We start from the raw sequence: 12,639 nt of genomic DNA, 5'->3' as shown, positions 1-12,639 counted from the left end.
CGACAGAATGATGTCTATATGATGACACTCCGAGGAGCGCTCACATTAAATCGCCATCATTTACTGCTTGGCCACCTGCTTGGTGATTTTCAGGTAATCCAGCAGGATCCGGCCAGTCTCGGCCAAGTAAGCGTCGTCTTCCGGCTTGGTTTTATCCGCCTCGGTCGGCAGCGCGTCTTCATCTTCTTTCTTCAGCTCTTTGAGCGGGTCTTCACCCTTGGCCTTGCGGCGGGTGTTTTCCAGCACCAGTTGCTGATTCTCGATGCTGGAGTGCTGTGCACGGCGATCCGCTTCGTTGAGGCTGACGGTCTTCTCTTCCATCAGCTTCTTGGCCAGGGCCAGCTTGTCGCGGATAAACACGAACTCGGCGTCCTTGGCAGAGCGGGTGTCATGGTCAGCCTTCAACTGAGCCAGGAAGGGCTTGAACGGATCCGACGCCGGCTTGATCGCAGGGCGGATGGTGTCCCACGGCATGGCTTCAGGCAGGGCGCTTTCGCCGATTTCCTTGGTGTCGATGATCGAAGGGAAATCGATATCCGGCAGTACGCCTTGATGCTGGGTGCTCTGCCCGGATACCCGGTAGAACTTGGCCAGTGTCAGCTTGAGCTCGCCATGGTTCAGCGGTTGGATGGTCTGCACGGTGCCTTTGCCGAAGGTCTGGCCGCCGATGATCAGTGCGCGGTGGTAGTCCTGCATGGCGCCGGCGAAAATCTCCGAGGCCGAGGCCGAGAGACGGTTGACCAGCAGCGCCATCGGCCCTTTGTAGAAGGCACCCGGGTTCTCGTCTTCGAGCACGTCGACACGGCCGTCAGCGTTGCGTACCAATACGGTCGGGCCCTTGTCGATAAACAGGCTGGTCAGCTCGGTAGCTTCCTGCAGGGAGCCGCCGCCGTTGTTGCGCAGGTCGATGACCACGCCGTCGACTTTCTCTTTCTGCAGTTCTGTCAGGATTTTCTTCACGTCGCGGGTGGTGGACTTGTAGTCCGGATCACCGGCACGGAACGCCTTGAAGTCCAGATAGAAGGCCGGGATTTCGATCACGCCCAGCTTGTAGTCCTTGCCATCCTGCTTGAGGTTGAGGACTTTCTTCTGCACGGCCTGGTCTTCGAGCTTCACCGCTTCACGGGTGATGGACACGATCTTGCTGGTCTGGTCGTTCGGTGCATTGGTGTGCGGAATCACTTCCAGGCGCACCACGCTGCCTTTAGGCCCACGGATCAGCTTGACCACTTCGTCCAGGCGCCAGCCGACCACATCGACCATCTCTTTGTCGGCCTGGGCCACGCCGATGATCTTGTCGGCCGGTGCCACTTGCTTGGTTTTGTCAGCAGGGCCTGCCGGCACCAGACGTACGATCTTCACCTGGTCATTGTCGCTTTGCAGGACGGCACCGATGCCTTCCAGGGACAGACTCATATTGATATCGAAATTTTCCGCGTTATCTGGCGACAGATAATTGGTGTGCGGGTCGTAGGACATCGCAAAGGTGTTGATGTAGGCCTGGAAGATATCCTCGGCACGGGTCTGGTCCAGGCGTGCCAGCTGGTTTTTGTAGCGCTTGGTCAGCAGTTCTTGAATGGCCTTGGGCTCTTTGCCGGCGATCTTCAAGCGCAGCACTTCGTCCTTGACGCGTTTGCGCCACAGGTCGTCCAGGGCTGCGGTGCTGGTCAGCCAAGGGGCGTCCTTGCGGTCTACCAGAAGGGTTTCTTTCTGGGTGAAATCGAGTTTGTCGACGCCCTTGTTCAGCTCACCCAACGCGAAGTCCAGACGCGCTTTGACGCGGTCCAGGTAACGCTTGTAGATGGTGAAGCCGGGTTGCAGGTCGCCGCTCTTGAGGAAGTCGTCGAATTGGGTCTTCCACTTGTCGAACTCAGCGATATCGCTGGCCAGGAAGTAGCTGCGCGAGGGGTCCAGCAGCTTGAGGTAGCTGTCGTAGATGATCACCGAGCGAGCGTCGTCCAGCGGCGGCTTGCTGTAGTGATGGCGCTTGAGCAACTCGACGACGTTAAGGCTGGCAATCACCTCATCGCGATCAGGCTGAAGGTTGTCCCAGCTATTGGCTGCGAACGTATTGGTCGACATCGACGCGAAGCCGAGACCAATGAAAAAAGCGAGGGCGGTGCTGGGGAACAGATGCTTCATGCTGATTCGACGCGGGGGCAATTGATAACGCATATTAGGCCGTCTTTGAGGGAGCCGGTTCCATATGGTCCGGTCGCATAATGCAAAAAGCCCGGCGCTACAGCACCGGGCTCAGTCCAGACTCACTATGGAGGCACTGTGAAAGCATTGCAAGGCGTTGACGGTGATGTGGGGGGCTAGAACAACCTCGTCCTACGTCCGGTGTAGTCCATATTGCCAATAGCCTGACCGAATCCTAGATTGAAATGCAGTCAGTGTGGGAGCTGGCTTGCCTGCGATAGCGGTGCGCCAGATGAAGAATTCTTCACTGTTGCACCGCTATCGCCGGCAAGCCAGCTCCCACAGGTTGATGTCTATTGATTCAGGTCCAGTGGTGGATCGGCCAACCGGCCTGTTCGGCATGGGCGCGCAACACCGGGTCCGGGTTCACCACCTGCGGGTGATCCACCTTGAGCAGCAGCGGTAAATCATTGCGCGAGTCCGAATAGAAATAGGCACCTTCAAGGGTTTCGCCTTCCTGCTCCAGCCATTCCAGCAACCGCGTGATCTTGCCTTCACGGTAAGTCAGTACACCCTCTGTCTTGCCGTCGTATACCCCATGGCTGACGCTCAGGTTAATCCCCAGCACTTCCTCGATACCGATACGCGCAGCAATCGGCGTGACCAGGTGAGTGCCCGAAGCGGAAATCACCAGGATTCGGTCGCCGTTCGCGCGGTGGCGGGCGATGGTCTTGGTGGCGTCGCTGTAGATCAGCGGCTCGATGACGTCCTCGACCCACGGCTCCACCAGGTGCTCGATTTCTTCCGGGGTACGGCCGATCATCGGCTCCAGGCTGAAATCCATGAAATCTTCCATCAACAGCTTGCCCTGGCTGTAGGCATCCATCAGCTCGTTGTTCCTGCGCATGAATGACTCAGGGTCTACCCAGCCGAGGCGGCCCATCTGTTCGCTCCACAGCGTGGCGCAGTCGCCGTGGATCAAGGTGTCGTCCAGATCAAAAATTACCAATGCCATCGGTGATGCTCTCTCTCAATAGGTCGCTGCCTGTCAGGCTACTTCACACAGTGCGCTGGGGTCGATGGAAAGTGCCAGGCGCTGGCCGTCCGGGTGCAGGTCGTCGGCCGAACGATTGAGCACGTCCACCACCAGCTCGACGCCACGGGCTTCGATGCGGTAGCGAATTACGTTACCCAGCAGGCTGTGGCTACGCACCAACGCATCGAGCTCGCCACTGCGGCTCAACTCGATGGCTTCGGGGCGAATCGCGATGCGCCCGCTGATCGGTCGCTGCAGCAGTTGGCTGGCCTTGTCGGCATCGAGCAGGTTGTAGTTGCCGATAAACCCAGCAGCGAACACATCCACCGGCGCGGTATAGAGGGTTTCGGCATCACCGCTCTGCACGATCTTGCCCTGGTTCATCAAGAAGATGCGGTCGGACATGGTCAGGGCTTCTTCCTGGTCATGGGTCACGAAGATCGTGGTCAACCCCAGTTCGCGCTGGATCTGGCGGATCTGTTCGCGCAAATGCTTGCGAATCCGTGCATCCAATGCCGACAGCGGTTCATCCAGCAGCAGCAGGCGCGGGCGGGTCACCAGTGAGCGGGCGAGGGCGACGCGCTGGCACTGGCCACCGGACATTTGGTGCGGATAGCGGCCGGCCAGGTCCTTGAGCTCCACCAGTTGCAGCACCTCTTGCACGCGCTTGTGGCTGTCGTCGGCATTGACCTTTTGCATGCGCAGGCCGAAGGCAACGTTCTGTTCCACAGTCATGTTGGGGAACAACGCGTAGCTCTGGAACACCATGCCGATCTGGCGTTTCTGTGGGCTCAGGGGCACGATGTCCTGGCCATCCAGGAGGATTTGGCCACTGTCCACCGGCGTAAGCCCGGCGATGCAGCGCAGCAAAGTGGATTTGCCGCAACCGGACGGGCCGAGCAGGGTGACGAACTCGCCTTTGGCGACCTCGCAATTGATATCGCTGAACACCGGGGTGCCGGCGTAGCCTTTTTGCAGGTGTTGGACGCTGACGAAGCTCATTGGCTTTTGTCCTTGTTCAAGAGAGTGGCGGCCCAGGTCAGTACCAGCACGAAGAAGAAATAGGAGATCACCACGGCACTGGTGAAATGGCCACTGCTGTTGCGCATGTTGTTGAGGTACACCTGCAGGGTTTCGTAGCGGGTGCCGACGAGGATGTTGGCGAACACGAACTCGCCAAACAGGAACGAGAACGACAACAGCAGCGCCACCATCAGGCCCTTGCGCAGGTTGGGCAGCACCACCAGGATCGCGGCCTGCCAGGTGCTGGCGCCGAGCAGTTGCGAAGCGTCCATCAGGTCGCGCAGGTTGATGGCTTGCAGGTTGTTGGTGATCGCTCGGTACATGAACGGCAGCGCGACGGTGAAGTAGCAGCCGATCAAAATCCACGGCGTGCCCACCATCGCCAGCGGCCCGGACCCGTACAGTTGCAGCAGACCCACCGAGGACACCACCGGCGGCACCGCAAAGGGCAGCAGGATCAGGATGTTCATCAACGCGTCGAGCTTGGGAAAGTGGTAGTGCACCACGAACAGCAACGGCAAGATCAACACCACCGAAAGGATCAGTGCGCCCACGCACACCAGCAACGATTGCCCGAAGGCCATCAGAAAGCGCGGGTCGCTCCACAGCTGTACATACCATTTCACGCTGAAGCCGGCGGGCAGGATGGTTGCCGACCAACTGCTGGAAATCGAGTAGACAAAAGTGCCCACCAGCGGCAGCACCAGGATCAGGAACAACAGGTACACCACCACTCGATGGTAGAGGGAGGGCGTACTGGCTTCAGCGCGAGACATGGTAGCTCCTCTTGAGCAGCAGTTGATGCACCACCGTGACCACGGTCATCAGCGCCACCAGCACCACGGCCAGGGCGCTGGCCATGTTCGGGTCCAGCGACACATCGCCGGAGACCAGGCCGGCAATGCGAATTGGCAGCACGTTGAAGTTGCCGGTAGTAAGCGCATAGACCGTGGCGTAGGCGCCCAGGGCATTGGCCAGCAGGATCACAAAGGTGCCGAGCAGGGCCGGGGTGAGCACCGGCAGGCCGATATGGCGCCAGAACTGCCAGCCATTCGCACCGAGCAGCGCGGCAGATTCGCGCCAGTCTTCGCGCAATGCGTCAAAGGCCGGGTAGAGCAACAGTACGCCGAGGGGGATCTGGAAATAGGTATAAAGGATGATCAAGCCGGTTTTCGAGTACAGGTTGAAGTCCTCAATGATCCCGGCCTGCTTGAGCATGAGGGTGATGCTGCCGTTGAACCCCAGCAGGATGATGAACGCGAAGGCCAGGGGCACGCCGGCGAAATTGCTGGTCATGTTGGCGAACGCGGTGACGAAGTTGCGCAGCGGCGAATCCACTCGGCGCAGTGAGTAGCTGCCCAAGGTGGCGATGATGATGCCGAAGATGCTGGAGTAAAAGCTGATCTCCAGGCTGAACTGGATGGCCTGCCGGTAGAACTTCGAGGTGAAGATGCGGGTGAAGTTTTCCAGGCTCCAGCCGGCCTCTTCGGTTTGCAGGCTGCTGATCAGCACCCACACCAGCGGCGCGATCTCGAACACGATAAAGAACAGTGCGAAGGGCAGCAGGCATAGCAGGGCCAGCCATTTACCGCGGGTCAATGCATTCACTTGAGCAACTCCCGGCACACAGGTTTGTCGTGGGGCACGCCGAGCAGTTCGCAGACGGTGCCGCACAGGTCGGTCTGTTTCGGCGCAGCGTCGCTGTCCAGGCTGAAGGCGTCACCGATGACAAACAGTGGCACTTCCCGTTCTTCGCGCAACAGGCCGTTGTGGGAGCGGTCGTTGTTCATGCCGTGGTCGGCGGTGACCAGTATCTGGTAACCGGCATCGAGCCAGCCTTGCAGGTAGTCGGCCAGGATAATGTCAGCCGAGCGTGCGCTGTTGCGGTATTGCGCGGTGTCGAGGCCATGCTTGTGGCCGGCGTCATCGATGTTCATCGGGTGCACCAGCAAAAAGTTTGGCGCGTGCTTGAGCCGCAGGCTTTCGGCGTCGGCGAACAGGTGGGAATCGGGGTAGTGGTCATTCCAGTAGAAATGCCCGTGCTGGATCGCCAGCGCCTTGTCGTCGGTGTGACGATCGCGGGCGGCGAGAAAGGGCGTGCGGTTATACAACTCGCTGACCCAGTGGTAAGCCGCCGCCGCGGTGCTCAAGCCGGCGTCGGTGGCGTAATGGAAAATGCTGCGCTGGGTGGACAGGCGCGAGACGTTGTTGTGCACGACACCGCTTTGGATCGGCGGCACGCCGGTGAGGATGCATTCATACAACGGGCGGGACAGGGCAGGCAGTTCACATTCCAGTGTGTAGAGGGCTGCGCGTCCTGCGCCGACGTAGGCCTGCAAGTGCCCCATGGCGTGCCGCGCAACCTCGAAGTTGAGGCCGTCGAGCACCACAAGGATGACATTGTGCTTCATGGGGGCTGGGGCTCCGCAACAGAGGATATGGCTCAGTATCAACTTGGGATGGGATCAAATGTGGGAGCTGGCTTGTTGTGGCGAGCAAGCTTGCTTGCGCTGGGGTGCGGAGCACCCCCAAAAAGCCGGCTCCAGCTACGCTGTCGAGCGGGAGCAAGCTCCCTCGCCACAGCAAGCCAGCTCCCACACTGACCGCCTTTGGATCAGAGAGACCGATTACTTCATTTCTACGATGACTTGCTCGTTCCACATCTGTGGCAGCTTCTTGGACGTCGCTTCCCAGGCATCGGCATCCTTGATCGGCTGCGGGTTGGCCTTGGTGTACTGCTCGCCCGGGATCAGGTTTTTGGCAACGTCCGCCGGCAGTTTCAAATCGGTTTCAGCCCGGATCGGACGCGCATTGCCGCGTGCCAGGTTGAGCTGGCCGGCATCGCTGAAGATGTATTCGCGGGTGAGCTTGGCGGCGTTCGGGTGCTTGGCGTATTTGTTGATGATGGTGGTGTAGCCGGATTTCACCGAGCCATCCGAGGGGATCAGCACCACGTAGTCATCCGGGTTGGCCATCTTGGCCTTGTAGCTCAGGCCGTTGAAGTCCCAGACGAGGCCCACTTCGACTTCGCCTTTTTCCATGGTGGCGATGGTCGGGTTGGACAGCGAGAGCCGACCTTGCTGGGCGATCTTGGTGAAAAATTGCAGGCCCGGCGCGATGTTTTTCTCGTCGCCTTTGTTGGCGATGGCTGCGGCGAGTACTGCGTTCGAAGCCTGGGCGGCGGTGCTCACGTCACCCACCGAGACCTTGTATTTACCGGTTTGCAGGTCAGCCCAGGTGGTGGGCACTTCGGAGCCGTGCAGCAGCTTCTTGTTGACGATAAAGGCAATGGTGCCGGTGTAGGCCAGGGCCCAGTGACCGTCCTTGTCTTTCGCCCAATCCGGCACCTGCGCCCAGGTGGACGGTTTGTACGGCTGGGTGACTTCCTGTTTCACCGCGATCGGGCCGAAGGCTGCGCCCACGTCACCGATATCGGCGCTGGCGTTGTCTTTTTCGGCTTTGAACTTGGCGATTTCCTGGGCCGAGCTCATGTCGGTGTCGATGTGCTTGAGGCCGTAGGTCTTGGCCAGGTCTTCCCAGGTGCCTTTCCAGTTGGCCCAGTCATCGGGCATGCCGACGCTGTTGACGGCGCCTTCCGCTTTGGCGGCGGCTTCCAAGGTTTTTAGATCGGTATCAGCAGCCATGGCGGCGGTGCACATGGCAATGGTCGAGCCTAACAGTGATGCCAGGAAAAGCTGTTTCATCCGAAGCTCCTATGGGCGTTTTCAACGCGGCGTTTTATCTGAACGTTAGCGGTGGTTTGGTCTAGGTCAGCAATACCTGAGCCAATCTAGGCCCCATGGATGACAGTTTCATGTCGATGTCGTTTTTGAAGCGCTGATGTCGCTCAGCTCCGACTTAGCGTAGACCATGCCCAAGTGCCCGCAGGCCCTGGACTTGGCCGATGTATTGCAGGGGGTGGTAGAGGCAGTCGACAGCCTTTGTCATCTGTCGGTCATGTGGAGTGCCTAGGCTGGCACACAGCAGCAGAAGCCCAGATAGAGCGCGTTTTGTGCACCTGAACGGTGCTGGTCTAGTCCAGATAGGTAACGTTGATGCGTGATGAGGCAATCAAGGCGGTAACCTCCATCGGCCTGGCGCTGCAAGAGCAGATCGACCATGGCCTGTTGCCGCCTGCCAGCAAACTGCCCGCCGAACGCAAGCTCAGCGAGTTGTTTGGTACCACTCGGATTACCGTGCGGGAAGCCTTGTTACAGCTTGAGGCCCAAGGGCAGATTTACCGCGAAGAGCGTCGGGGCTGGTTCGTCTCGCCGCCACGGCTGGCCTATAACCTGATGCAGCGCAGCCATTTTCACGCGATGGTCAGCGACCAGGGGCGTGAGGCTTCCACGCAGGTCATTTCCGCACGCTTGCAACCAGCGTCGGCGGCGGTGTGCGCGTGGTTGCAGTTGCCGGCGTTGTCGAGCGTGATCCAGATTTGCCGGGGGCGCAGGATTGACGGGCGCCTGGTGTTGTATGTGGAGCACTATCTGAACCCGCAGTATTTTCCGGGAATCCTGGCGTGTGATTTGAATCAGTCGATGACTGAGCTGTATGCCAGCAAATATGACTTGCACTACGGGCGGGTGCGCTTCGAGATTGTGCCGACCTCACTGCCGGTGGAAGCGGCCGCTGCGCTGCGCGTCTCGGTAGGCAGCCCGGGCTTGCGCATCGCCCGGGTCAATTACGACCAGCATCAACGCCTGATCGACTGTGACCTGGAGTTCTGGCGGCATGATGCGATTCATGTGGGTGTGGATGTGGTGTAGCGGCTGGTGCACCGCGAACCCATGTGGGAGCTGGCTTGCCTGCGATGGTATCGACTCGGTGCGCCTGATAAACCGAGGCGTCCGCATCGCAGGCAAGCCAGCTCCCACAATGAACCGAGTTTATCTCTGACGGATCGGTGGCTTGCCTAGGGTGTGAGTGCCTTGATCACTTGGTCCACATTGGTTTCCAACTCCGTCACCGGGTCGGCGCCGTCCACATTCAATACCAACAGTCTGGAGCCGCCGGCAGTGATGGCGGTTTTGACTGCATCGCTGGGTTGACGGTGATGCAGCACCACGGCCACATCGTTGTCCTTCAACGTGCTGCTGAGTTTTTGCAGCGCCTCGGGCGTCCACTCGGCATCGGGCCGTGCATCGGTGCCGAGCACTTCCAGGTTCAGGCTGCTGACCAGGTACGCGAAGTGATCACTCAAGCTGAGCACACTCAGGTTGTCGGCCTTGGCCAAGCGCGCCTCGCTGTCGGCGGTGAGCTTGAGTAAACGCTGTTTGAGCGCGGCCAGGTTAGCGTCGATCCTGGGTTTGGCAGCCGGCGCCAGGCGGCTCAGGTCGGCGGCCATCACGTCGGCCATGCGCCCCATATTGTTGCTCGATTGCCAGGGTTGGCTGTTCAAGCCATCGGTGACACCCGGTTGTACTGCGATACCCGGCAAGCCGCCGTCCACCGGGCGTGCGGCATCGACTTCGACGATGCGGATATTGCTGCGCCGCGCCACGGGGTACAGCGGGTCATCGGCCCACAGTGAGCGCAGGCCGATGGCCGCGTCGGCGTCCAGCGCCAACTTGTTCAGTGCCGCAGCACCGCGGCCGGTGAAGTAGGACACTTGCCGCGAACCCGGCAGATTGGCCGGCGCGGCGCGTTCAAGCGCTACGTTGGTGCCTTTGAGCAGCGCCTCGGCCAAGCCGTAGGTAATCGGCAGCGAGGCCAGCACCTTGACCGGCTGCTTGGTCTTGGTCAGGGCTGCGTGACCGAGGCCCTGGTTGACTTTGAAGTCCTTGGCGTCGAAACCGTCGACGGCCAGCGCCGACGTACTCAGCAAGCAAGCGATGGCCAGGGCCAGTGGGCGAAAGACAGGGCGCATTATCCAAGATTCCCTTTGAGGCTGGGCACAACGCCACGGGCGATGGCGGCGAAGGCGAAGGCGATACCGGCAACCAGAATGATGGCGGCGCCGGATGGGATGGGCAGGTCGAAGATGATCGGCAGCAGGATGCCGCACAGGGTGCTGACGGTAGCGATCAACACCGAGATCCAGAAAAACCCTTTGAGTGACTGGCTCAACAGGCGCGCCGCAGCGGCAGGAATCACCAGCAAGGCGCCGACCAGGATTGCGCCGATGACCTTGACCGCGGCAACGGTGATCAGGGTCACCAGGATCACGAACAGGTAGTCCAGGCTTTTCACCGCCACCCCGCGCACTGCCGCCAATTGCGGGTTGAAACTGGCCAGCATGATGCGGTTGTACAACGGCAATGCCAGGGCCATCACCAGCGAGCCGACAATGGCCAGTACCAGCAGATCGTTGCCGTTGACCGTCAGCACCGAGCCAAACAGCACGTTCTCGAGAATGTGCACGTTGATCTTGCCGGCCAGGATCAGCAGCAGGCTTGCCCCCAGTGCCAGGGACACCGACAGGAACACGCCGATCAAGGTATCGGGCGCCAGGCCGGTGCGGTTACGCAGGTAATTGAGCAGGATGCCGAACAGCAGGCAGTAGCCAAACAGGCTGCCATAAGGCCCGGTATAGGGTTCTCCCAGCAGGATGCCCACGGCCACGCCGGTCAGCGCGGCATGGCCGACCGCTTCGGAGAAAAACGCAAAGCGCTTGACCACCACCAGCGTGCCCAGGCCGCCGAGTACCGGGCCGATCAACAAGCCGGCGAGCAGGGCGTTGACCACAAACCCGTAGGCCAGGGCTTCGGGCAGGTAACCGGAGGAGGCCCAGCCCTGGACCATCAAGCGAAAGGCTTCATAATTCATGGCGCCGGGCTCCGAGGGTGGGTGGAGAACAGAGTGAGCAGGCGGTCCGGGGTCAGCGCCTCTTTCGGTGTGGCGTCGAACAGCACGCGGCGGTTCAGACCGGTGACGCGGTCGGCCAGGCGGCCAACGGCCTCCAGGTCGTGCTCGATCCACAGCACCGTAATCCCTGCCAGGCGCCAGTCGTTCAATAGCCGTTCGAACACCTGGATACCCGCCTCGTCGAGGGCCGACATCGGCTCATCCAGCACCAGCAACTGCGGCCCCGGAATCAGCCCCTGGGCCAGCAGTACGCGCTGGCGCTCACCGCCGGACAACGCGCCCATGCGGCGCTTGCGCTTGTCTTGCATGCCGACGCGCTCAAGGGCATCGCCAATCGCTGCTGCGTAATGCCTGGACAGGCCCAGAAACGCCGGGCGACGCTGGCACATGGCAGCCATGAAATCGTCCACAGTCATCGGCAAGCCCCGGTCAAATTCCAGCGCCTGGGGCACGTAACCGATGGTGCCGGGTGTGGTTGGCCATTCCAGGCTCAAACGCCCCTGGTGCGGCGTCTGCCCCAGCAGGGTCTTGATCAGCGAGCTTTTGCCGCCGCCGTTGGGGCCGACCAGCGCATGGATGCTGCCCGGTTGTACCTGGAAACTCACTCCATCAAGGATCACGGTGCGCCCCAGGGTCAGCGAGACCTGGTCGAAGTTCAGGGTGGGGCCGACGCTGACGGGGTTCAGTTGCTGTGCGGCGGTCATGCTCCCGACTCCTGAATCGCCCGTACTACGGTGTTGAGGTTGCCGGTCATCTCCACTTCGTATTTCTCGGCGCTGTATTCGCCGTAGGAAATATGTGACAGCGGGTACAGCTTGACCCCGGATTCACGCTGGATGGTATCGACGTAGGTGGACGGGAAATCCATCTCCGAGAAGATCACTTTCACATCCAGAGCACGCAGTTCATCGATGGTCTTTTTCAGTTGGCTGGGGCTTGGCTCGATACCGTGGGCCGGCTCGACCACGGCGGTGACCTCCAGGCCAAACTCGCGCAACAGGTAGTCGTAGGCCGCGTGTACGGTGGCGACACGCAGGTCGGGGTTGGGCGCGCTGGTCAGCTTGGCCAGGGCGTCGGCGCGCATCTGACGCAGGCGCTTGCCGTAGGCGCGGGCGTTCTGGGTGTAGGTTTTGGCGTTGTCCGGGTCGAGCTTGCCCAACTCACGGGCAATGTTATTGACCTGGGCAATCGACGCGCTGATCGACAGGAAGGTGTGCGGGTTGACCACCTTGCCCGCACCGCGTGCCGCGTTACCTGTAGCGGCGAGCAGCGGCACGTTGGCGTTGGCTTCGATCACCGGGATGTCCGGGCGCTCGCTGGTGGCGATCATGCGGTCGGCGAAGTCGTCATGGCCGACGCCGTTGAGCACGATCACATCCAGGGTGCCGATGCGCTTGATGTCTTCGGCGCGCGGCTCGTAGGCATGGGGGTTGAAACCGGCGGGAATCAGTGGCACCACTTCGGCCTTGTCGCCCACGATATTGGCCACGTAGCTGTAATAGGGGTGCAAGGTAATGCCGATACGCAGGCGCTTGGCCGCCTCGGCATTGGCAAGGGGGGCGAGCATCAGGCTGAACAGGCCAACCAGCAACAGGCGCAACAGGGGCGATGACATAGACATGGGCAATCGG

Annotated in this window: 12 protein-coding genes; 1 reads left to right on the top strand and 11 read right to left on the bottom strand. The window is 60.6% G+C overall.

Features of this window, described 5'->3' with window-relative positions:
- Positions 1-60: 60 nt before the first annotated feature.
- The 7 genes from APH41_RS22900 to APH41_RS22870 form a co-directional block, all read right to left on the bottom strand.
- The gene (locus APH41_RS22900) at positions 61-2,142 is read right to left on the bottom strand and encodes a carboxy terminal-processing peptidase (protein ID WP_223816873.1); all 2,082 of its coding nucleotides are present in this window, start codon (positions 2,140-2,142) and stop codon (positions 61-63) included.
- A 361-nt stretch (positions 2,143-2,503) separates the two neighbouring features.
- Positions 2,504-3,157, bottom strand: a complete 654-nt coding sequence (locus APH41_RS22895) for an HAD family phosphatase (RefSeq protein WP_034127241.1) — start codon at positions 3,155-3,157, stop codon at positions 2,504-2,506.
- A 33-nt stretch (positions 3,158-3,190) separates the two neighbouring features.
- Positions 3,191-4,180: an ABC transporter ATP-binding protein gene (locus APH41_RS22890; RefSeq protein ID WP_034127242.1), complete on the bottom strand. Its 990-nt coding sequence runs from the start codon at positions 4,178-4,180 to the stop codon at positions 3,191-3,193.
- The gene (locus APH41_RS22885; RefSeq protein ID WP_054921680.1) at positions 4,177-4,977 is read right to left on the bottom strand and encodes an ABC transporter permease; all 801 of its coding nucleotides are present in this window, start codon (positions 4,975-4,977) and stop codon (positions 4,177-4,179) included. The genes APH41_RS22890 and APH41_RS22885 overlap by 4 nt, the downstream gene beginning before the upstream one ends.
- Positions 4,964-5,809, bottom strand: coding sequence for an ABC transporter permease subunit (locus APH41_RS22880; protein ID WP_003190145.1), 846 nt, complete (start codon positions 5,807-5,809; stop codon positions 4,964-4,966). The genes APH41_RS22885 and APH41_RS22880 overlap by 14 nt, the downstream gene beginning before the upstream one ends.
- The gene (locus APH41_RS22875; protein ID WP_054921678.1) at positions 5,806-6,612 is read right to left on the bottom strand and encodes an alkaline phosphatase family protein; all 807 of its coding nucleotides are present in this window, start codon (positions 6,610-6,612) and stop codon (positions 5,806-5,808) included. Before APH41_RS22875 ends, APH41_RS22880 begins: the two co-directional genes overlap by 4 nt.
- 216 nt (positions 6,613-6,828) lie before the next feature.
- Positions 6,829-7,905 (bottom strand): ABC transporter substrate-binding protein, encoded by a 1,077-nt coding sequence (locus APH41_RS22870; RefSeq protein WP_003190150.1) that lies wholly within the window; start codon positions 7,903-7,905, stop codon positions 6,829-6,831.
- A gap of 351 nt (positions 7,906-8,256) precedes the next feature.
- Between APH41_RS22870 and APH41_RS22865 the strand changes: the two genes are divergently transcribed.
- Positions 8,257-8,970, top strand: a complete 714-nt coding sequence (locus APH41_RS22865) for a UTRA domain-containing protein (protein ID WP_003190151.1) — start codon at positions 8,257-8,259, stop codon at positions 8,968-8,970.
- Between the two features lie 146 nt (positions 8,971-9,116).
- Here APH41_RS22865 and APH41_RS22860 read toward each other — a convergent pair whose 3' ends face one another.
- Genes APH41_RS22860 through APH41_RS22845 form a run of 4 tightly spaced genes read right to left on the bottom strand, consistent with a single transcriptional unit; the run spans position 9,117 to position 12,629 of the window.
- Entirely contained in the window at positions 9,117-10,070 is a 954-nt protein-coding gene (locus APH41_RS22860; protein ID WP_054921676.1) for a metal ABC transporter solute-binding protein, Zn/Mn family, read from the bottom strand.
- Positions 10,070-10,969 (bottom strand): metal ABC transporter permease, encoded by a 900-nt coding sequence (locus tag APH41_RS22855; protein WP_054897877.1) that lies wholly within the window; start codon positions 10,967-10,969, stop codon positions 10,070-10,072. Before APH41_RS22855 ends, APH41_RS22860 begins: the two co-directional genes overlap by 1 nt.
- Entirely contained in the window at positions 10,966-11,712 is a 747-nt protein-coding gene (locus APH41_RS22850) for a metal ABC transporter ATP-binding protein (RefSeq protein WP_054921674.1), read from the bottom strand. Before APH41_RS22850 ends, APH41_RS22855 begins: the two co-directional genes overlap by 4 nt.
- A complete protein-coding gene (locus tag APH41_RS22845; protein ID WP_054897879.1) occupies positions 11,709-12,629 on the bottom strand; it encodes a metal ABC transporter substrate-binding protein in 921 nt (306 codons plus the stop codon). The genes APH41_RS22850 and APH41_RS22845 overlap by 4 nt, the downstream gene beginning before the upstream one ends.
- Between the last annotated feature and the right edge of the window lie 10 nt (positions 12,630-12,639).

Origin of the sequence: Pseudomonas sp. NBRC 111138 (assembly GCF_001320835.1) — a bacterium.
Classification (GTDB): domain Bacteria; phylum Pseudomonadota; class Gammaproteobacteria; order Pseudomonadales; family Pseudomonadaceae; genus Aquipseudomonas; species Aquipseudomonas paracarnis.
Note: the sequence above shows the minus strand (reverse complement) of the source record. Positions and strands in the feature narration are given on the sequence as shown.